This is a genomic window from Pseudomonas sp. Pmew2, assembly GCF_058129885.1.
Window position 1 is genome coordinate 1,267,231 of sequence record NZ_CM176702.1, and the last position, 21,149, is coordinate 1,288,379.

The following is a 21,149-nucleotide window of genomic DNA, read 5'->3' on the forward strand; positions in this document are numbered from 1 at the left end:
GATGGTTACCCACAGAGGATTTGCCCATGTTCAATGACCTGAGTCGCCTCGGGAAATACCTCGGTCAGGCCGCGCGTCTGATGGTGGGCATGCCTGACTACGACACGTACGTAGAGCACATGCAGAACACCCACCCGGACAAGCCGATGATGACCTACGAGCAGTTCTTCCGGGAGCGGCAAGAGGCACGTTACGGCGGCAAGGGCGGTCCGAAGTGCTGCTGATCCTCTGAACTGCGTTATTGTTTGATCCGACGCGCCGCAGGCCATCACCTGTGGCGCGTTTTCATTTCAGCTGAATGCATCACGCCAGGAGCCTTATGACTGAGTTGCAACCCATCCCCGTGACCGTGCTGACCGGTTTTCTGGGGGCAGGCAAAACCACTTTGCTGCGCCACCTGCTCAAGGCCGAGCACGGCCTGAAAATCGCCGTGATTGAAAACGAATTCAGCGATGCAGGTATCGACAGCCAGTTGCTCGGCACTGATCCCGTACAGATCATGACCCTGTCCAATGGCTGCGTGTGCTGCACCATCCACACCGACCTGACCAAGGCGCTCTACCTGTTGCTGGAGCGCCTGGACAGTGGCGAAATCGCTTTCGACCGGCTGGTGATCGAGTGCACCGGCCTGGCCGATCCTGCACCCGTCGCGCAGACCTTCTTCATCGATGAAGAGCTGCGCGAGCGCTATATCCTCGATGGCATCATCACCCTGGTCGATGCTGCACACGCCGATACCCACTTGGCGCAAACCATCGCCCAGGCGCAAATCGGCTTTGCCGACCGATTGCTGGTGAGCAAGCGTGATCTGGTCGACGACGCAACCTTCGATGCCCTCAGCGCACGGCTGACCCGCATCAACCGCCGCGCCCCGATCCGCATCGTCGAACATGGCAACATCGACCTTGCCGAACTGCTCGATGTGCGCGGCTTCAACCTCAACGCCGACCTCGGCGGCGGTATGATCCTGCGCCCACTGGCCCCTGTCGGCAATTCAGGCGACCGCATCACCAGCCTCGTCCTGCGCAGCGAAAAACCGCTAAACCTGGACCGCCTCAGCGAGTTCATGAACGAACTGCTGGAGGACCACGGCAAGCAACTGCTGCGCTACAAGGGCGTGCTCAACATCGAAGACGAACCGCGCAAGATGGTGTTTCAAGGGGTGCTTAAACTGTATGGCTTCGACTGGGATACCGAGTGGGCCGAAGGCGAGCAGCGTGAGAGTGTGATTGTGTTTATTGCCGATGAATTGCCGGAGGAGAAGATCCGGGCGGGGTTCGAGAGGGTATGCGGCTGAGAGGTCAGGCAGCGGCTGAGCTTCTGCCCATAGAGTGATCTGCCCAACAAAAAGCCCCGGCTCTCACGAACCGGGGCTTTTGGTACTGCGTTTAAACCAGGCTTATCAAGCGCCGTAAACTGGCAGCTTCGCGCAGATGGCCTTGACCTTCTCGCGAACGGCTTCGATCACGGCTTCGTTGTTCAGGTCAGCCAGGATGTCGCAGATCCAGCCCGCGAGTTCCTTGCACTCAGCTTCCTTGAAGCCGCGAGTGGTCACTGCCGGGGTGCCGAAGCGCAGGCCGGAGGTGACGAACGGGGAGCGTGGGTCGTTCGGTACGGAGTTCTTGTTGACGGTGATGAAGGCGCGACCCAGGGCGGCGTCGGCGTCTTTACCGGAGATGTCCTGCTTGATCAGCGACAGCAGGAACAGGTGGTTTTCAGTACCACCGGAAACCACGTCGAAGCCGCGCTCGATGAACACACCGGCCATTGCCTTGGCGTTCTTGACCACTTGTTGCTGGTAGGTCTTGAACTCAGGCTGCAGCGCTTCCTTGAAGCACACGGCCTTGGCTGCGATGACGTGCTCCAGCGGACCGCCCTGAGAGCCAGGGAATACCGCGGAGTTCAGCTTCTTCTCGATTTCGGCGTTGGCGCGCGCCAGGATCAGGCCGCCACGTGGACCGCGCAGGGTCTTGTGTGTGGTGGTGGTCACGACGTCGGCGAATGGCACCGGGTTCGGGTAGACGCCTGCGGCGACCAGACCGGCTACGTGAGCCATGTCGACGAACAGGTAGGCACCGACCTTGTCAGCGATTGCACGGAAGCGCGGGAAGTCGAGGATCTGCGAGTAGGCAGAGAAACCGGCGACGATCATTTTTGGCTTGTGCTCGACAGCCAGGCGCTCGACTTCGTCGTAGTCGATCATGCCGTTGGCATCGATACCGTACTGAACGGCGTTGTACAGCTTGCCCGAGGACGAAACACTGGCGCCGTGGGTCAGGTGACCACCGTGAGCCAGGCTCATGCCCAGAATGGTGTCGCCGCCTTGCAGCAGGGCCAGGTAGACCGCCGAGTTGGCTTGCGAACCCGCATGTGGCTGGACGTTGGCGTAATCAGCGCCGAACAGCTCCTTGGCGCGGTCGATGGCCAGTTGTTCGATAACGTCGACGTACTCGCAACCACCGTAGTAGCGCTTGCCTGGATAGCCTTCGGCGTACTTGTTGGTCAGGGCCGAGCCCTGAGCTTCCATGACGGCCGGACTGGTGTAGTTTTCCGAGGCAATCAGCTCGATGTGTTCTTCCTGACGCAGAGCTTCTTGCTCCATGGCGGCAAACAGATCGGCGTCGTACTTGGCGATAGTCAAATCACGGCTGAACATGGCAGTCCTCAAGGGGGCATGGCGGAAAAGGCGGGTATTCTACCCCATCGGGTTTTATCTGGCATATGAAAGGCAGTCATCTTGACCAGTGACGCCGTTCACGCGGGTTTCGACAAGGCCTGAAATCATGGACATGCCGCAGGCGCAAGGCTCTTTCTGTGGGGTGCTCGCCCACATGAGAGGGTCGAGATCGATTTAGTCATCGGCGGCGTGAACCGGGCACATCCACTCGAATTTTCAGCGATCACGCATCTATTTCCCTTCAACTGCCGGAACCGTTCCGGGCCGGACGACACTCAGTCGGTCTGTTGCCCATATCCACCGACAGTAGGTAAAAACGCCATGATGCCCTCTCAGATCACGCGCTCCTCTCATTCCTCATTGCCGGAGGTTGCTCCTGCGTCCGGCGATGCAACCGGCGTTAGTGAGCAAACTCCGCAGCAGGCTCGTACCGTAGCGTTTTTTGCCTCCGGCGAGCTGGCCGTGGCATTTGGTCGCACCTCGGCTGCGCCAGAGCAGGACTCTGTGCGTCTGTTGTCTGCTCTTCAGCGTGAGCTGGATAAACAGCATCCGTCCTGGCACACCGTTGCTCAACTCTGTCAGAGCGTCGCCGAGGTCGGCACGACCGAGCAGGGCTGGCATCAACTGGCAAGCGAGGATCAGGTGTCGGCGCTGAGAGAACTGCTTGACCGTTGTACTCACCGGCTGGCCGATATGCCGGCTGCTCACGCATCTCACGACTCGCTGTCGCAGGCCTGTGAAGGGCTCAGGACGGCGCGGCTGCACCAATCCGTCGCTCATTTGGCTGCCCGACCGTCCGCCCTGGCCCGGGCGATTCCGGATCTGCTGACGTTGACTCATCTGGATCCCGAGACGCTGGGCGCAGAGCCCCCCGTTGTTTCGTCTTACACGCTCTTCAGTCATTTCGTTCGCACGGCCAAGCAGCGTACGGCGGATTTGAATGACAGCCTCCAGCGTCAACCCGACGCGGTCGTCAGTCTGCTGCGCTCACATGCCGACACGCTCAATGATCTGGAGATGTTGCCGGGCGCATTGCAGGCATTGACCGAAAATTGCCAGGACGCGCCAGCCTGCAATGAATTGCGCGAGCTGGCGGAAGTAGCGGGGGCGCTGCTGCAGCTATTGCGCGAACACGATCTTTTGCCGAGGCTGGAGGAAATCTCCATCGAGCCAGGCGAGGCACCTGCACCTGGCCACGAGCCTGCCGAGCCCAGGCTGACCACACGCCAGGCCTTGCTCAAGGCCGGCGGCAATCTGGTGCGCAAGTTTGATGCCTACGGGGCGCTCGCGCCGATGGATGACAAGGCGTTGCTGGCTTTGATGCGCACCCCGGCGCCACACCTGTCGCCCGATCAGATGCATGCCTTCCTGAACAAGCATGTGCTGCATCTCACGCAAGAACAACGCGATATCGTCAGCAATACCCCGCTGCCCTTCGCCCCTGAAGAAGACATTGAGGCCAGGTGCGGCATGGGTTTCGATGAAAAACTGCGGTTGGCGCTGGCCAACGGTTCGCTGGTGTTGAGCGAGGAGCAACTGGCCCGTCTTGGTGATTTGCCAAGTGCCGCTACCACGACGTCCGACGTTGTGCAGACGCTGCTTGAAAAGCCATCGTCTGCGCTGAGCGAAGCCGAGCGTGACATGTTGGGCGCAATCGTTCAGGCCAATGCTCAGGGGCAACTCGACGCCTGGCGCGCTCACAACGAACAGTTGCCAGCAGTGTTGAGCCGCTCGGGGCTGCCCTCTGATGTGAAAGACGAGTTGCTCAGCCTCAACAAAAGCATGAATGCCGAACTGGGCACGCTCAAAAACGGCGCCTCGCTCAAGAGTCGCGTCCTTGCAAGCCCGGCGATGCTGCTCGCGCTGGCACCCTTGCCACTGGCCGTGGCGTTCGTCAGCAAGGACAACTCCTACAGCTCATCGCTGGTTGCCCACTTCACCAAGAACGCGGTGTTCATGGCTGGCCTGATGATGAACGAGCTGACCAACGCGCGGACCAATGTCGATCATGGCCTGAACCGCTACTTCGTCACCGTGCTGGCCAACGCCATCGTGGCGCAGCCCACCTTTGCCAGGAACGAACACCTGCTGGAGCAGGTCGGCTTCGGTATCGCAACGGCCGTGGCATCGGGCGCAGCCACGCTGGGCGTATTCAACCGTGAATCGATCGTCGCTGCCTTCAAGCTCGCCAAGAGCAAGCTTGCCAGGCAAGACACCGGGAACGCCCGCATCCCGGAGGAAGACCATCTGGCCGTGGTCAAGCATTTCGACGTCAGCGAGCATTTTGCCCAGCAGATGAAAGTGGCGACCGAATTGTACAAGCAAGACAAAAGCATCACCGACATCATGAACTCGAGCCTGACATACCTGGGCACCAAAAGCAGCGAGTTCCAGGCCAGGTTCGAAGTCGCCGATGCCCTGCGCGCAGGGCTGCAACTGGCCGAGGGGGAGCGCAAGGCGGACCCTGACTTCTACACCAAGCTGGGCCTGGTGGCCTTGACGGCGAGTATCGGTGCGGCGCTGGTGATGTTGATGAAAAGCATGGTCGGCAAAGCCGATTACGCGGCGGATGGCGTCTGGTGCGTATCGGAGATGCTCAAACTGGCCATGAACCCTGAAGTCGATATGCAAAAGGCGGTTCAGGTCTTCAAGGAAATCGTCGGTCTGAATCTGGTGATGACGGGGTTTCTGGGCGTCAACAAAGTCTGGAATTTTCTCGACAAGGGGATCAAAGGCTACGCCTCCGGTGCTGCGGTCCTGACCGCAGCCAACCTCACACTTCCCGGTATGGTTGGAGAAGTGGCTGGCGCAGCAGCCGGCAAGGGGTTGAGCTACCTGACTGACAAAGGCAAGGCGGCGCATCAGGCTGGCAGGGCGGCAGCGTCCTGGGCCGGAGATTACGTCAGCACCTCGCGTTTGGGGAGCGCGATCGGCACCCTGCAAACGGCAATTCCGGGCAGGATTGCAGGCGGGCAGGTAGTGGCGGGTCTCTACGACCGCTTCCGGTACCTGACCTGGTCGCACCCGGCGCCTGCACCGCAAGCGGCTGGCGAGCCATAAGCCTGGAGCCGGTAGACCGCCGCCAGCAACGCAGGCGGTGGTCTTGCCTGGCTTACCACCATCACCGCCAATAATCCCTTCGCATCAACCGCGTAAGCGTTTAACTGCGGCCTGCGTGCGGCCCACGGCTGGGCGCGCTCCAGTTGCCCGGCAAGGCTCAGCAAGGTCAGTTCGTCGCCAAACCGCGCGGCAAAGTGAGAACCCAGCGGCAGCGAATCGGCTGTCCAATATGCCCGAGCGCCTCCAGCAAGGCCGCAGTGTGTTGCAGTGCAGCCAGGGCCTCTGGTTCTGCCGGCCATGGTGATATTCCCCATCAGGCCTTGTCGAACTGCACCAGTGCGCGCACCCGCTCAAGCGCCTGTTGATGGAATGTAGAGATCGACGCGCTGCTGACCTCGGTCTGAAGCTCGAGAATCACCTTGTTCAAGACTTCGACGACCTGACAGGAAACACTGTCCAGGGACGTTGTATCGCTGATCATGCTACCCCCTTGTGTTCTTTGTTATGGGTAGAGCGCTCGCTGTCATTGAAGCTGTGCGAGGCAGTGGCTCAAGTCTACTCATGTTCAAGGGTTCGGCTATCGTTCAAATGGACGATGGCCGGGTCGCAAGGCTGGCCCTCAATCCAGCATGAACAGCGCATCATTGCTGAATTGCGCTTCGAACTGGCTTGCTGGCATCGGGCGGCCGAACAGGTAGCCCTGGACTTCGTCGCAGTCGTGTTCGCGAAGAAACTCCAGTTGCTCGTGGGTTTCTACGCCTTCGGCGATGACCGAGAGGTTCAGGCTGTGGGCCATGGCGATGATGGCGCGGGCGATCTGGGCGTCCTGTTCGCCTGAGGGCAGGCCATCAACGAAGGTGCGGTCGATCTTCAGCACGTCAATCGGGAACTGTTTGAGGTAGTTCAGCGACGAGTAACCGGTGCCGAAGTCATCGACGGCGATGCTCAAGCCAAGGTTTTTCAGGCCGTCGAGGATCTGCATGGCCTCGTTGACCTCGCGCATCAGGATGCTTTCGGTCAGTTCCAGCTCAAGACAGGCAGGCGACAGGCCGGTCTGCTCCAGTATGTGGGCGATGCGTTTACCCAGCTGGCCGTCCGAGAATTGCCGCGCCGAGATGTTCACCGACACTTTGGGTACGCGAACTTTCGCCTGATGCCAGTGCTTGAGCTGGCGACAGGCTTCGGTGAGCACCCAGTCGCCGACTTCCACCACCAGCCCAAGCTCTTCGAGCACCGGGATGAAGTCGTTCGGCGGCACCAGCCCTCGACGTGGATGGCGCCAGCGCAGCAGGGCCTCCGCGCCCGTCAGGCGTTTGCCGTCACCACTGAACTGCGGCTGGTAATAGAGGGTGAACTCCTGCTGTTCCAGGGCGTGCCGCAAGTCGCTTTCCAGCTCCAGACGCTCCAGAGCGGTCGCGTTCATGTCCGCCTGATAGAACTGGAAGTTGTTCTTGCCACGTTCTTTGGCGTGGTACATCGCCGTGTCGGCGTTCTTCATCAACTGGCTCAGTTCCTTGCCGTCCTGCGGACTGAGTGCGATGCCGATGCTGGCAGTGACAAAGAACTCGCGGCCTTCAAGCACAAACGGCGTAACCAGACTGGTCAGAATCCGCTCGGCCACGTGAATGGCGCGAGTCAGTGCGGCTTCGCGCGAGGTGTCCGGCTGCAGCAACAGGGTGAACTCATCCCCGCCCATACGCGCCACGGTGTCATCGGAAGACACGCAGGCGAGTAGCCGCGTGGCCATTTCCTGAAGCATCCGGTCGCCAGCGGCATGGCCCAGAGAGTCATTGATCGGTTTGAAGCGGTCCAGGTCGAGAAACATCAGCACCACCCAGGCCTGTTGGCGCTCGGCGTGTTGCAGCGCCGAATGCAGGCGGTCCTGAAACAGGGTGCGATTGGGCAGGTGAGTCAGGGCGTCGTAGTAGGCCAGACGGTGGATACGGTCTTCACTGGCCTTGCGCTCGCTGATATCGCTGAAAAAGCACACATAACTCGCCAGATCGCCTTCATCGTCGAGCACTGCGGTAATGCCGACCCAGGCCGGGTAGTGTTCGCCGTTACGGCGCTTGAGCCTGATTTCACCTTCCCAGGTGCCTTGGCCGTTCAATTGTTTGAGGATGTAGCGCAGGTGGTTTTCCTGTTCCGATTCCACCGTGAGCATGCCCGGTAGCTGGTCGAGCACCTGGGCAACTTCATAGCCGCTGACGCGGGTGAACGCCTCGTTGGCCTGAACGATGTAGCCGGCAGGGTCGGTAATGAGGATCGCCGATGTCGAGTGTTCAAATACGGTGGCGGCCATGCGCAGGTCTTTTTCTGCCCGACGCTGCTGGCTGATGTCCCGGCCGACCCCGAAGATGCCCTCGAAATTGCCGTTTTCGTCCCACACCAGAACCACCCGCAATTCCACCGGGATCTTGCGACCGTCTGCACGCAGGCAGTCGAACAGAAACATTCTGGTCGTCACTTCTTCGCGCAATCTGGCGAGTTCCTGAGGTTTGTGCAGCACCTTGCCGATGCGGCTGATGAGCGCATCGAAACCGATCACTTGTTGAGGGTTGGCAATGACGGCGGACCAGCCGTTCTGGAGAATCCACTCGGCGCTGTATCCCAGTGCGCGTTCCACCGAGGGGCTGACGTAATTGACTGCCAACTGGCCATCCGTGGAAAAGATCACATCGCTGATGCTTTCAGCGAGCATCCGGTAACGCTGTTCGCTGTCACGCAGCGACTGGCTGGACGCGACCTGCTCGGTAATGTCCTTGGCGATGCCGATGATGCGGGTGACCAGGTTTTCTGCGTCCCAGGCCAGCGCCTGTTCGCGCACATCGAAGCAGCGCCAGTTGTTCTCGCGATCCCGAAAGCGCAGCACGCATTGCAGTAACTCGTTATGGCCGTGATGGCGCTGGCGCAGGCGCATGTCCTGATAGCTTCTGGCGTCGTCAGGGTGCAGCAGGATTTCCCAGAAGAACTCGCCCATGGCGCGCAGCTCGGATTTGCTGTAGCCCAGCGTGTAGCCGAAATGGTGGTTGCTGTAGATCACTCGCTGGCTGAGTACGTCCTGAACGTACAGGTGGTCCGGCACGGTTCGCACCACGTCGGACCAAAAGCTCTCGCGGTCCAGCAAGGACAGCTCGATCTGTTTGCGGCTGGTGATATCGCCGATGCTGAGAATAACGGCATCGAAGTCGCTACGTGACTCGGGCAGGCGCATGACCAGCCATAGATGCTGGTCCTGGCCGCTCGCGCGTGTCAGGCATATTTCCAGTTCCAGCCTGGGCAGCCCGGCGAGAACAGCCTGAATAACCTGAACGCCGATGCCGGGGCGCGAGCGCGATTCGCCCTCGATCAACGGCTGCCACGCCTGTTCACTGTGTTCGATTTCCAGCAGGCCCAGAGCAACTTCGTTGAGTTCGTTGATTCGCAACTGCTGCAACAGTCTTTTCAGCGAGGCTGGCTGGCTTTTGAGCAGAAGTTCGAAGTCTTCGTCCGTTCTGACTTCGAGTGCTTCCAGTTGCTCTTGCAGACCCGACATGTCCATGACGCAGATCGCAACGCCCGCACCCTCGAAGATATCGCGATAGCGGCGGCGGCTTTGCAGCATCTGGCGCTGGCGTTTGCGCAGGCTCATCAGCGCGATCAATGGCAGGATCGACAGCAGCAGGCCGATCAGACACTTGCCGATCAGAGGCGCAAGCAGCTCGCTGCGGGCCTTGTAGGTATCGAACAGGCCACGCAGTTGCCAGTCGCTGTTACTCAGTGGCTGAAGCAGAACGGTATCGGAAAGACCGCTGTCCGCCTCGTTGGAGGGCGCCGGTTCACGGAGGAGAACCCGCTGGGTCTTGCGTTGCTCCAGGCGCCAGATATGTTGAAAGTCCTGAGTTGGCTGGCTTGCCAGGTCCTTCAAGGCGTCGGGTGCCATGCGTAGCGCCCAGTAATCGCCGCTAACGCCACCGCCTTGGCGAATCAGTATATAAATCTGTTTGACGTCTTCGGTGACGGTGTAGAAATAGGGGTGGCCTTGGGCCTTTTTCATGGCCTGTCGGAGAAACTCTCCGTCGCGGGATGCCTCGGCGCTGTCACCGACAATGTCACCCGTCGGGTTCAGCCGCGCGGCGCTGCGCAGCGCGGGCAGGGCAGTACGGAGGCTTGCCAGTGCCGTCGGCTGCTCCAGCCGGTCTCCGGAGGATTGCGCCTCGTCCAGCAGGTTCATGGCGATTTGCGCCTTGAGTGCCATGTTCAGACTCATCCGGTCGGAAAGCTGGATGCTGTACTCCAGGCTGCGCTGACGCTGGCGTTCCTGAGTCTGATGAAACTGCTCGATCAATTGCCAGAACAGCAGTGCAAGCACCACCAACACCAGCGCGGCCAATATACCTTTCACTGAGCCGCGCAAAGGCCTGGTCGCACTGTCTGTAGCGACACTGGATGACGGCAGAGGCGTTGAAGTGGGCAAATCGTTGTTCCTGACTGCTGGACTGAAGCAGCGATGCTTTATGTAAAATGAGCGGGCCGCCCAAAGAGGGCGGCTAGCATGCCTTTACTTGTGGCAGAGTGCCAGCCCCATTGGGCCGGATCGTTTGCCCTGCACGCTGCATTCGGGTAGCTTTGCGCAACGCGTGGTATCCACCGACTCCTGCATGAGTGACTCCACTTTTTGCAATATCGACCAGGCTTTATATGTGTCAGCACGGCCCCGATCTGTTTCTGCCTGGGTTCATTCAAGGCTCGGAACGGTCTCGCGGCAAGTCTTGCGGACAAATAAAAGCTTTTTTCCGGCCGGAGCTTTAAGCTCGCGTTCTAAATCGGTCCTCATCACAGACGCTAGGTTTTCATTTCATGGCTCAATAGAGCTATCTACCTTATTAGTTTTTAGTCATGTTTTGCGATTTGCAGTTGAGCCCTCATGGTTACTGGGTTTCCAGCCTATACAGTATGTTTTTCCTCTCAATCCTGTGTCAGGGCAGAGCTTTTCGTTAGCTTTTGCTGATTTTGGGTCAAATTTAGGCATCAAAACTTAACTTTTTCGAAGTCTTCCTTTGATCACTTCTTGCCAGGTACCGCCCGCAGATGTCCTGTGATGAAGCAGCAAATAAAATTCTTCTTATAGAAGAGGCTCATTACTTCTCAGGGCATCCACAAGCCCGCGACGCTATAGAGAAAATTCTAGCGGTGCAGGTGAAGTGATGACGGACGTCTAGGTTAGACTCATGGCCGCAGCCACCCTACGGCCTTCCTCCATTATTCCCGCCTGAAGCCATTTGCAGATAAGTCCAAGCAGGCGCCGATCTGCAATTCGGTGTCACAGAAACATAAGCATCCATTCATGGTCGATCTCATCAAAAAACGACGTGATATCCGCATCCAATACGTGGCAACACCTCCCGGTGTCGAGAAACGAATTCGGTCTCCTGAACCTCGGAGGCGCAGGTTATCACTAGTCAGGCACTGTAAAACGCAGTACATTTGCGTTACATCATTCTCAGGGGCGCCACCATGTCACGCCTGAAAGACGAAACACTTTCTATACGAACCTCTGCCGAGATCAAGCAACTGCTACGAATGGCTGCTGAGCGTGAGAGACGCTCGGTTGCTTCCATGATCGAAATTCTTGTATTGGATTACGCGAAGGAACATGAGGTAAGGCTAGAGCGCCCCGTGGATGATAGACGCAAGGAAGTCGATTGAGATGGCAGTTGCTACCGAAGTAACAGCCCTATCAAAAATGCAAGACCCCATGACATTGATGATAGGAATAATGCATGAGCGCCACTGAGAACCAGATCGAGCAGGATTTAATCGTCAAGCTGGCCGATCTCAAGTACACACTACGTCCCGACATACGTGACCGCTCTGCGCTTGAAAAAAACTTCCGAGAAAAGTTCGAAACACTCAACCGGGTGCATTTGACCGACAGCGAGTTTCAGCGCCTGCTCGACAGCGTCATCACGCCCGACGTCTACGGCGCCGCCCAGACGCTGCGAAACATCAACAGCTTCGAACGCGACGATGGCACGCCGCTAAACTACACCCTCGTCAACATTCGCGATTGGTGTAAGAACGACTTCGAGGTAGTCAACCAGTTGCGGATGAACACCGATAACAGCCATCATCGTTATGACGTGATCCTGCTTATCAACGGTGTGCCCGTGGTGCAAATCGAGCTGAAAACCTTAGCCGTTAGCCCGCGGCGGGCTATGCAGCAGATCGTAAGTTACAAGAGCGACCTTGGCAACGGCTATGGTAAGACGCTGCTGTGCTTCATTCAGCTGTTCATTGTCAGCAATCGCACTGACACCTGGTACTTCGCCAACAACAATGCGCGTCACTTCAGCTTCAACGCTGACGAGCGCTTCTTGCCCGTTTACCAGTTCGCCAGCGATAACAACAAAAAAATCACGCAACTGGACCACTTTGCTGAGAAGTTCTTGGCCAAGTGTATCTTGGGCCAAATGGTCAGCCGTTACATGGTGTTGGTGGCCAGTGAGCAGAAGCTGTTGATGATGCGGCCTTACCAAATTTACGCCGTCAAGGCTATTGTGGACTGCATTAACCAGAACTGCGGCAATGGCTACATCTGGCACACCACCGGGAGTGGTAAGACGCTTACCTCGTTCAAAGCAGCCACTCTATTGAAGGACAACCCGGACATCGACAAATGCGTTTTCGTGGTAGATCGCAAAGACCTAGATCGTCAAACTCGCGAGGAGTTCAACCGTTTCCAGGAAGGCTGCGTCGAAGAGAACACCAACACTGAATCGTTGGTGCGTCGCCTAATATCTGACGATTACGCCGATAAGGTGATAGTCACCACCATTCAGAAGCTGGGGCTCGCTCTGGATGAAAATAGCAAGCGCAATAGGCAAAAAGAAAAACAGGGAAAAGAGACTTACAAGCAGCGCTTAGAACCGCTACGCGAACAACGTGTAGCGTTCATCTTCGACGAATGCCACCGCTCACAGTTTGGCGAGAACCACAAGTCGATCAAGGAATTCTTCCCTAAGGCCCAACTATTTGGCTTCACGGGAACGCCCATCTTTGATAAGAACGCCAGCTACCAGCAAATCGAGGGTCAACAGGCCAGCCTTCGTACAACAGACGACCTGTTCGAGCGCTGCCTGCATCAGTACACCATCACCCACGCCATCGACGACCGGAACGTCCTCAAGTTTCACATTGATTATTTCAAGCCTGAGGGCAAGAACCCGCCCAAGCCGGGCGAAGGTCTACCCAAGTCAAAAGTCATTGAAACCATCCTTGCCAAGCACGACGCGGCCACAAATGGGCGCAAGTTCAACGCTCTATTAGCCACGGCCAACATCAACGACGCCATCGAATACTTCGAAGCATTCAAGACCCTCCAAGCCCAGAAACAGGAAGAGGACGATTCCTTCGTGCCACTGAACATCGCCTGCGTATTCTCGCCGCCAGCGCAAGCGTTGTCCAAGGACGGCGACAGCCCAAGCCAGAAAAATGCCGCCGACGTCAAGCAACTGCAGGAAGATTTGGCGCAGGAAAAAGTCGACAACCAGCAAGACCCGGAAGGTAAAAAGGCGGCGCTCAAGGTTATCATTGATGACTACAACATGCTCTTCGGCACTAACCACCGCATCGGTGAGTTCGACCTGTATTATCAGGATGTGCAAAAGCGTATCAAAGATCAGCAATACACTAACGCCGATCTTCCCCACAACCAGAAGATCGATATCACTCTTGTTGTGGATATGCTGCTCACCGGGTTTGACTCCAAATACCTGAACAGCTTGTATGTGGACAAGAACCTCAAGTACCACGGACTGATCCAAGCCTTCTCACGCACTAATCGCGTATTAAATGACAGCAAGCCCTACGGCAACATCCTCGACTTCCGCCAGCAGCAAGATCCGGTGAACCAAGCCATCGCGATGTTCTCAGGTGAGAAGATCGACAACCCGCGCGAGATTTGGCTGGTAGATCCGGCGCCTAAGGATGCTCCGATCAACTTGCCGCGCAGCGGTGGCAAGCCGTAATTTGCCAGGCACATAGCGCTATTTTTCTGAAAACGGTCTGATGCAGTGTGAGTCGAGCGCGTTTTTCGCTCGGTTTTCCGTGTTAAGCGCGCAACTCACCCAAACCCATTAGTCGCTTTCGAGCCATCCACAGGTTCGACAGGGCGAACAGCGTGGTCAGTTGGGCCGTGTTTTTCATCAGCCCACGAAAGCGTACTTTCACGTAACCAAACTGGCGCTTGATGACCCGAAACGGATGCTCGACCTTGGCGCGTGTCTGCGCTTTGCAGTACTCGATCTTGCGCTTGGCTTTGTACAACAGGCTGCGTTTGTTCAGCTTGGAATACGTGCTGCGCCGCGCCGCGATTTGCCAGATCACGTTACGATTTTCGTGCTCTTCACGCTTCTCGACACCGGTGTAGCCAGCGTCCGCATAGACCGCGTTTTCTTCCCCGTGGAGCAGTTCGGCGACTTGAGTGACATCGGCCACATTGGCCGCAGTGCCATGGACGTGATGAACCAGTCCAGACTCAACGTCAGCGCCGATGTGGGCCTTCATACCGAAGAAATACTGGTTACCCTTCTTTGTCTGATGCATCTCGGGATCACGCTCGCCGTCTTTGTTCTTGGTCGAGCTTGGGGCATGAATAATGGTGGCATCGACGATGGTGCCCTGGCGCAGCGACAGGCCTTTTTCCTGCAAATAACCGTTGATGACCGCGAGGATTGCAGGAGCCAGTTGATGTTTCTCCAGCAGGTGCCGGAAGTTCATGATCGTGGTGTCTTCCGGTATCGGCGCACTCAACGTCAGGCGTGCAAACTGGCGCATGGGGGTGATTTCGTAGAGCGCTTCTTCCATGGCCGGATCACTCAGGGAGAACCAGTTCTGCAGCAGGTGAATGCGCAGCATGGTTTCCAGCGGATAAGGTTTTCTGCCACCGCCGGCCTTGGGGTAGAACGGTTCGATCAGGCCCAGCAGACCTGTCCAGGGGACGACCTGATCCATCTCGGCGAGGAAGCGTTCGCGGCGTGTCTGCTTGCGCTTGCTGGCATATTCGAAATCGGAAAAGCTCATCTGGCTCATGGGAGGCTCGGATCAGGTGGTCAGGCGATTTTCGCATAACCGGGACTTGTTCGGAGATTCCCTAAGGTCATCGAAAGCTTACAAGACGCCAACCAAAAGCTGGCCGACTTCATGCAATCGCAGGGCCTATCCCACGCACCGGAGGAAGTGGTCAACCTCAAAGGCGATGCTGCACGTAGCCAATTCGTCAACCTTTTTAAGGAATTGCAGCGCCTAAAGACCCAGCTTGATCAGTACACTGACCTAAGCGAAGAGCAAAAACAGGAGATCGCCCAGGTCTTACCGCCCGACAAAATGCAGGGGTTCAAAGGCGTATACCTGGAAACTGCCAAACGATTGAAGGAACAGCAGGACAAGTCAGGCGACCAGATCCCACCAGAGGTGCAGCAGCTCGATTTCGAGTTTGTGCTGTTTGCGTCCGCCGTTATCGACTACGACTACATCATGAGCTTGATTGCCCGCATGACGCAGCAAGTGCCCGGCAAACTCACAATGAATCGAGAGCAGCTTATCGGTCTCATCCAATCGGACTCTAAGTTCATCGATGAGCGTGAGGACATTGCCGAATACATCCGTGGCCTGCCCGTGGGTGAGGCTTTGGAAGACAAACAAATCCGGACCGGTTACGAGCACTTCAAGGTCGAGAAGAACACTCGCGAACTTGCCAACATCGCCGCCAAGCATGGGCTGGCTTCCGACGTGCTGCAAACTTTTGTCAATGACGTGGTGCGCCGCTGCATCTTTGACGGCGATGCCCTGAGCGAGCTAATGGTTCCTCTAGGCCTAGGTTGGAAAGCGCGCACGCAAAAAGAGTTGGCGTTGATGGAAGACTTGACGCCACTGCTGCAAAAACTCGCCCAAGGGCGGGAAATTTCGGGTTTGAATGCATATGAGCAATAAGGACACGACCGAAATGGGCTTAAAGAGCAACGAAAAGCCGACTCTGGTGCCGCGGCTCCGGTTTTCTGAATTTCTAGACGCGGGAGACTGGAAGGTTGAGCCGCTTAGAAAATTGGCCGCGCGCTCCACTAAAAAGAATGTCAAAGGTGAACATGTTGGCGCTGATTGAAAACTGACCCACCCTGCCGATTGAAAATTGACCCAGGACGGATTGCTGATTTTTGCCCCAGCAATTGTGGATAAGCTTAGCAGCAGTGTTCCGATTGAAGACGCATCAAGCCCCACCGCATGCAGCAGGGCATTTATGGTGCGGATCAAAATGGCTCATCGTCCTCGATATCATTTCCGTCCTTTCGCTTTCGTTCGCGTGTTTTGATGTCTGGGCAGCCAATGTGCTGTGTTGTAGGCGGTAGGACTCGTTGCCCGTTTCGACGATGTGGCAGTGGTGTGTCAGCCGATCCAGCAACGCGGTGGTCATCTTGGCGTCGCCAAACACACTCGACCATTCCGAGAAGCTCAGGTTGGTGGTGATGACCACGCTGGTGTGTTCGTACAGTTTGGACAGCAGGTGAAATAACAGGGCGCCACCGCTTTGGCTGAAGGGCAAATATCCGAGTTCATCCAGTATCACCAGGTCTGTGCGCAGCAGTGCCTGGGCGATTCGCCCTGCCTTGCCATCGTACTTCTCACGCTCCAGCAGATTCACCAGATCCACCGTGGAAAAGAAGCGCACGCGTTTGTTGTAGGCCGTGATTCCGGATACAGCCAAGGCACTGGCCAGGTGTGTTTTCCCGGTGCCAGGGCCGCCGATGAACACGACATTCTGCGCGGTTTCAGTGAACGCCAAGCTGGATAGATCGCTGACCAGCCGGGCATCAGCGCTGGAAGCGCTGAAGTCAAAGCCAGCTAAGTCACGGTGCATGGGGAGTTTTGCCATGTTCATCTGATGATTCACCGAGCGCACCGCGCGATCCGCATGTTCCTGCTGAAGCAGATGTTCCAGCAGCCATTTCGATGAAGCCGTCGACGCTGTTCCTTGAGAGACCAGTTCTTCCCAAGCACTGGCCATGCCGTGCAGGCGCAGTTCTTTGAGTTCAGTCATTAGGTCACGCATTGCGATTCTCCTCATCGGTCGTACGGAGCCGGTCGTAGCGTGCTGTATTGGCAACCGGCGCCACTTTGAGTTGCAGGCTGGTTTCTACACAGGGAGGTGGTGCGGTGGAGGTCAGGCGGGCAACGACATTGAGGATGTGATCGGCGCTCAGACTTCCCGATTCAAGTACCAGCTCCACCGCCACCAGCACTGGTTCGAGACCGGCGATGGGCACAGCAGCCAGTGCCTGCATCATGATTCGATCACCGTTGGTGTGACGCCTCAGTCCGCGTTTAAGAAGCTGTAACGGTTTTGGCAGATCAGCAAATGGAGCGCCATTGCGCAGTGCACCAGGCTTGCGTTCGATGAGTGGGATGTAGTGCTGCCAGTCAAAACCGATCTGATCTCGATCAAAGAGGCGCTCGTGACTGGCGATCACCGTTTCGTCGGCAATGACCACGATTCGCGAAGGGTACAAACGGCTGCTGACCCATTGACCCACACGCTCGCAAGGCACCGAATAACGATTGCGCGCCACGCTGATCAGGCAGGTGCTAGAGACACGGACGGTGCGTTCCACGTAGCCATCAAAGGCCGTCGGCATCGGCATCATTTCAGCCTGCTCCAGCTCCAGGACTTCTGCCACCGTCAAACCGTTGTACTGCGGATGTACAAGTTCAGCCCAGAGCGTACGACAGCGTTGGCCGAGCCAGACGTTCAGCTCCTCGAAGGTATGGAACATGCAATTTTGAGCATCGAGCCAGATTCGCCTCCGGCTGTCTTGCACGTTCTTTTCGACGATGCCTTTCTCCCAGCCAGAGGCCACGTTGCAGAAGTCCGGATCGAACAGATAGTGCGCGCACATCACGGAAAACCGGGCATTGACCGTGCGGCCTTTGCCTTTGTTAACCTTGTCGACAGCCGTTTTCATGTTGTCGTAGATGCCGCGACGTGGCACGCCACCCAACGCTCCAAACGAACGTGTATGGGCATCAAACAGCATCTCGTGGCCTTGACTGGGGTACGCAACCAACCAGAACGCGCGACTTGCGCACAGCTTCATATGGGAGACCTGGATACGTCGAAACAGGCCACCGATCAGCAGGCCTTCTTCGCTCCAGTCAAACTGAAAGGCCTCACCGAGGGCAAAAGTCAGCGGTACAAAAGCGCGTACAAACTTGCCTTGCTCGCACCGCCAAGAGCGGACAAACGCCGTGAGCTGGCTGTAACCGCCGTCATAACCCTCGGCCTTGATCTGCTCAAAAAGTGCCTTGGCGCTCCTACGGTTGTGTTTTGGCCGGAACGAATCAGCCTTGAGCGCCTGCTCTAAGGTCTCGTGAAAAGGGTTGAGCTTATTGAAGGATGCGCACCGTTGGTACGCTGGTTGATTGGCTTCGGGCGCTCTGACCCATTTTCGGATGGTGTTTCTCGACAGCCCGGTACGCTTGGCTATCTGATGCAGCGAGAGCTTGTCGCGGAAGTACATCCGCCGGATTTTTCCCAACATTTCCATGCTGATCACCCTGTGTTCTCCTGCTCAAAAAGTGAGCAGAAGCAGTTGAACACCTGGGTCAGTTTTCAGTCGGCAGAACAGCCTCTACTGGGTCAGTTTTCGGTCAGCGGCAACATCATACAGGTCATCGGTCATCACCAGCATGCGCTCGTTGGTTTTGAATTGCGGGGCCATCGTTCGTGGATCTAGGCTCTCATCCTCCAGGTTAACAATCGCTAGTTGACGACTGTGCCAGTGAATATCGCTGGTCTTGATCAGCAGCATCTCGGAGCGGCGCAGCCCCATGTCGAGACCCAGCAGCAAAATGATGTAGTTACGCCGCCTGATGGCTTCATCTGAAAAGGGGTTCTCGGCGCTATCCGGATGCATGATTTCCAGCAATCGAGTTCGCTCCTTGCTCGTAAGCCCCTTCATCTTGTCCGTTCGCATTTTTTTCCACGCAGGTCTGGCCGCTTTGATCTTGCGGTTGATGCGCTTCTTCAGATCGTCAACTGCCTCATATCGTGTTGAGTGATCACCCAACTTGTCATAGAGGAAGGCCAGATAGTCGCGTACCGCTTCAATTCGCTGCTGCGCATGGACTTTGCCAACGGATTTGTATGCAGTCGGATGTAAACGTATCCCCGCATACTTCATGGCCAAGGTTTCTTTGCTAAACCCTGCGTCCGACACAAACCTAGAAAGCTCATTGTCTGTCAGGTATTGGCTATGAGGGCGCTGTTCGAGGTGACAAATCAGATCAATGGAGGAAAAAAACAGAAACTCCTCAAGCACGGCCAGATGCTCAAGGTACTTCTTGGTCGTATCGAGGGCTCTGCCAGAGTGCTCCATGGTGACGTATAAGTTTGGGTAGTAGACCGGGATGTAGTCTTGCACCAGCAGCTTTCTTCGCGCAGCATTCACCACCTGCTCTATGACCTGGAAACCCATGTCGCTCCCTCATAAAACGTAGCTTTTCTAAGTGTAGACATGAATGGAGTGAGGTCAACGCAAACCTGACTTTTTTGGTATGGTCAGGGATATAGGCTGGTCAGCGCAAAACCTAACGTTTCACTTCCCCCGGATTTAAGCGTTATCGCTACCATTAAAGCACTGAAAAACAGGATTAAAGGCGAATCAAACCATGTCAAAAAGTGACAAAGCAGGCAAAACAGGCTCTTACGTCTACACCATGCATCGGCTGAGCAAAGTTGTGCCGCCGAAGCGTGAAATCCTGAAAAACATCTCTCTGTCTTTCTTCCCCGGCGCCAAGATCGGCGTGTTGGGTCTCAACGGTTCGGGCAAGTCCACGCTGTTGAAAATCATGGCTGGCGTCGACACCGAGTTTGACGGCGAAGCACGTCCGATGCCCGAGCTTAATGTGGGTTATCTGCCGCAAGAGCCACAACTTGACCCGAACAAGACGGTCCGTGAAGTGGTTGAAGAGGCGGTCAGCGTCATCAAGGACGCCCAGGCGCGTCTTGATCAGGTTTACGCCGAATATGCCGAGCCGGACGCTGATTTCGACAAGCTGGCAGCCGAGCAGGCCAAGCTTGAAGCGATCCTGCAGGCCAGCGACGGTCATAACCTGGAACGCCAGCTGGAAGTAGCCGCCGACGCACTGCGTCTGCCCGCCTGGGATGCGAAGGTTTCGGTCCTGTCGGGTGGTGAAAAACGCCGTGTTGCGCTGTGCCGCCTGTTGCTCTCGGCACCAGACATGCTGCTGCTCGACGAACCGACCAACCACCTGGATGCCGACTCTGTCGCCTGGCTGGAGCATTTCCTGCACGACTTCCCGGGCACCGTGGTTGCGATCACGCACGACCGTTACTTCCTGGATAACGTAGCCGGCTGGATTCTGGAACTCGACCGCGGTGCGGGTATTCCTTACGAGGGTAATTATTCCGGCTGGCTTGAAGCCAAGTCCGACCGTCTGGCTCAGGAGTCCAAGCAACAGACCGCCCACGAAAAGGCCATGAAAGACGAGCTGGAATGGGTCCGCAAGGGCGCCAAGGCGCGTCAGTCCAAATCCAAGGCGCGTCTGCAACGCTTCGAAGAAATGCAGTCGCAGGAATTCCAGAAGCGCAGCGAGACCAACGAGATCTATATCCCGGCCGGTCCGCGTCTGGGCGACAAGGTCATCGAGTTCAAGAACGTTACCAAGGGCTACGGCGACCGTGTGTTGATCGACAACCTGTCGTTCTCCATGCCTAAAGGCGCCATCGTTGGCGTGATCGGTGGTAACGGTGCCGGTAAATCGACCCTGTTCCGTATGCTGATGGGCAAGGAACAGCCGGATTCGGGCAGCATCGAAGTCGGTGAAACCGTACAGCTGGCCTGCGTGGACCAGAGCCGTGATGACCTGGACGGCAGCAAATCGGTGTTTCAGGCGGTGTCCGATGGTTCCGATGTGATCCGTATCGGCAACTATGAGATCCCGTCGCGCACCTACGTTGGCCGCTTCAACTTCAAGGGTGGCGATCAGCAGAAGTTCGTCAAGGACCTGTCCGGTGGTGAGCGTGGCCGTCTGCATCTGGCGCTGACCCTGAAAGAGGGCGGCAACGTGCTGCTGCTCGACGAACCGTCAAACGACCTTGACGTTGAAACCCTTCGTTCGCTGGAGGAAGCGCTGCTGGACTTCCCGGGTGCCGCCATTGTGATCTCCCACGATCGGTGGTTCCTTGACCGTGTGGCGACGCATATCCTGGCGTACGAAGACGATTCGCAAGCGATCTTCTTCGAGGGTAACTACACCGAGTATGAAGCGGATCGCAAGAAACGTCTGGGCGAAGCCGCTGCCCAGCCGCATCGTGTGCGTCACAAGAAGCTGGCCTGATCAGCGTTTAGGCACGCGC

10 protein-coding genes and 5 pseudogenes are annotated in these 21,149 nt (G+C 57.0%); 8 read left to right on the plus strand and 7 right to left on the minus strand.

Annotation, left to right across the window (positions count from 1 at the left end):
- The first annotated feature begins 26 nt into the window (after positions 1–26).
- The gene (locus AC4ANK_RS05855) at positions 27–224 is read left to right on the plus strand and encodes a YbdD/YjiX family protein (RefSeq protein WP_002555232.1); all 198 of its coding nucleotides are present in this window, start codon (positions 27–29) and stop codon (positions 222–224) included.
- 95 nt (positions 225–319) lie between these two features.
- On the plus strand, positions 320–1,297 hold the full coding sequence (gene yjiA / locus AC4ANK_RS05860) for a GTPase (RefSeq protein WP_002555231.1): 978 nt from the start codon (positions 320–322) through the stop codon (positions 1,295–1,297).
- A gap of 105 nt (positions 1,298–1,402) precedes the next feature.
- Here the strand turns inward: yjiA and glyA are convergent, their stop codons facing one another.
- Positions 1,403–2,656, minus strand: a complete 1,254-nt coding sequence (gene glyA / locus AC4ANK_RS05865; RefSeq protein WP_005733667.1) for a serine hydroxymethyltransferase — start codon at positions 2,654–2,656, stop codon at positions 1,403–1,405.
- Positions 2,657–2,998: 342 nt separating this feature from the next.
- Between glyA and AC4ANK_RS05870 the strand changes: the two genes are divergently transcribed.
- Entirely contained in the window at positions 2,999–5,737 is a 2,739-nt protein-coding gene (locus AC4ANK_RS05870) for a HopW family type III effector protein (protein ID WP_002555229.1), read from the plus strand.
- A 313-nt stretch (positions 5,738–6,050) separates the two neighbouring features.
- Here AC4ANK_RS05870 and AC4ANK_RS05875 read toward each other — a convergent pair whose 3' ends face one another.
- Positions 6,051–6,218 (minus strand): hypothetical protein, encoded by a 168-nt coding sequence (locus AC4ANK_RS05875; RefSeq protein WP_002555228.1) that lies wholly within the window; start codon positions 6,216–6,218, stop codon positions 6,051–6,053.
- Positions 6,219–6,356: 138 nt separating this feature from the next.
- A pseudogene (locus tag AC4ANK_RS05880) lies at positions 6,357–9,335 on the minus strand (sensor domain-containing protein); the annotation flags it as partial.
- A gap of 1,898 nt (positions 9,336–11,233) precedes the next feature.
- Here AC4ANK_RS05880 and AC4ANK_RS05885 point away from each other — a divergent pair.
- Together AC4ANK_RS05885 and AC4ANK_RS05890 are read left to right on the plus strand one after the other, a co-directional pair.
- Complete coding sequence (locus tag AC4ANK_RS05885; protein WP_031597161.1) at positions 11,234–11,425, plus strand: hypothetical protein; 192 nt, start codon at positions 11,234–11,236, stop codon at positions 11,423–11,425.
- A 74-nt stretch (positions 11,426–11,499) separates the two neighbouring features.
- Positions 11,500–13,704: pseudogene (locus tag AC4ANK_RS05890) on the plus strand (type I restriction endonuclease subunit R); the annotation flags it as partial.
- A gap of 124 nt (positions 13,705–13,828) precedes the next feature.
- On the opposite strand, the gene AC4ANK_RS05895 reads toward AC4ANK_RS05890, so the two are convergent.
- On the minus strand, positions 13,829–14,809 hold the full coding sequence (locus AC4ANK_RS05895; RefSeq protein WP_044424202.1) for an IS5 family transposase: 981 nt from the start codon (positions 14,807–14,809) through the stop codon (positions 13,829–13,831).
- 45 nt (positions 14,810–14,854) lie between these two features.
- On the opposite strand from AC4ANK_RS05895, the pseudogene AC4ANK_RS05900 reads away from it, so the two are divergent.
- Together AC4ANK_RS05900 and AC4ANK_RS05905 are read left to right on the plus strand one after the other, a co-directional pair.
- Positions 14,855–15,709: pseudogene (locus AC4ANK_RS05900) on the plus strand (type I restriction endonuclease subunit R, EcoR124 family); the annotation flags it as partial.
- On the plus strand, positions 15,699–15,878 hold the full coding sequence (locus AC4ANK_RS05905; protein ID WP_122267614.1) for a hypothetical protein: 180 nt from the start codon (positions 15,699–15,701) through the stop codon (positions 15,876–15,878). The pseudogene AC4ANK_RS05900 and the gene AC4ANK_RS05905, both read left to right, overlap by 11 nt.
- A gap of 145 nt (positions 15,879–16,023) precedes the next feature.
- Here AC4ANK_RS05905 and istB read toward each other — a convergent pair.
- The 3 genes and pseudogenes from istB to AC4ANK_RS05920 form a co-directional block, all read right to left on the minus strand.
- Positions 16,024–16,823, minus strand: a pseudogene (gene istB, locus AC4ANK_RS05910) (IS21-like element ISPsy20 family helper ATPase IstB).
- Positions 16,816–18,315, minus strand: a complete 1,500-nt coding sequence (gene istA / locus AC4ANK_RS05915) for an IS21-like element ISPsy20 family transposase (RefSeq protein WP_460383418.1) — start codon at positions 18,313–18,315, stop codon at positions 16,816–16,818. The pseudogene istB and the gene istA overlap by 8 nt, the downstream one beginning before the upstream one ends.
- A gap of 102 nt (positions 18,316–18,417) precedes the next feature.
- Positions 18,418–19,245, minus strand: a pseudogene (locus AC4ANK_RS05920) (site-specific integrase); the annotation flags it as partial.
- A gap of 193 nt (positions 19,246–19,438) precedes the next feature.
- On the opposite strand from AC4ANK_RS05920, the gene ettA reads away from it, so the two are divergent.
- Positions 19,439–21,130, plus strand: coding sequence for an energy-dependent translational throttle protein EttA (ettA, locus tag AC4ANK_RS05925; RefSeq protein ID WP_002555225.1), 1,692 nt, complete (start codon positions 19,439–19,441; stop codon positions 21,128–21,130).
- Positions 21,131–21,149: the final 19 nt, after the last annotated feature.

Bases quoted from the DNA above. Each gene is read 5' to 3' on its own strand.
- AC4ANK_RS05855 (WP_002555232.1), top strand. From the start codon at position 27: ATGTTCAATGACCTGAGTCGCCTCGGGAAATACCTCGGTCAGGCCGCG.
- yjiA (WP_002555231.1), top strand. From the start codon at position 320: ATGACTGAGTTGCAACCCATCCCCGTGACCGTGCTGACCGGTTTTCTG.
- glyA (WP_005733667.1), bottom strand. From the start codon at position 2,656: ATGTTCAGCCGTGATTTGACTATCGCCAAGTACGACGCCGATCTGTTT.
- AC4ANK_RS05870 (WP_002555229.1), top strand. From the start codon at position 2,999: ATGATGCCCTCTCAGATCACGCGCTCCTCTCATTCCTCATTGCCGGAG.
- AC4ANK_RS05875 (WP_002555228.1), bottom strand. From the start codon at position 6,218: ATGATCAGCGATACAACGTCCCTGGACAGTGTTTCCTGTCAGGTCGTC.
- AC4ANK_RS05885 (WP_031597161.1), top strand. From the start codon at position 11,234: ATGTCACGCCTGAAAGACGAAACACTTTCTATACGAACCTCTGCCGAG.
- AC4ANK_RS05895 (WP_044424202.1), bottom strand. From the start codon at position 14,809: ATGAGCCAGATGAGCTTTTCCGATTTCGAATATGCCAGCAAGCGCAAG.
- AC4ANK_RS05905 (WP_122267614.1), top strand. From the start codon at position 15,699: ATGAGCAATAAGGACACGACCGAAATGGGCTTAAAGAGCAACGAAAAG.
- istA (WP_460383418.1), bottom strand. From the start codon at position 18,315: ATGGAAATGTTGGGAAAAATCCGGCGGATGTACTTCCGCGACAAGCTC.
- ettA (WP_002555225.1), top strand. From the start codon at position 19,439: ATGTCAAAAAGTGACAAAGCAGGCAAAACAGGCTCTTACGTCTACACC.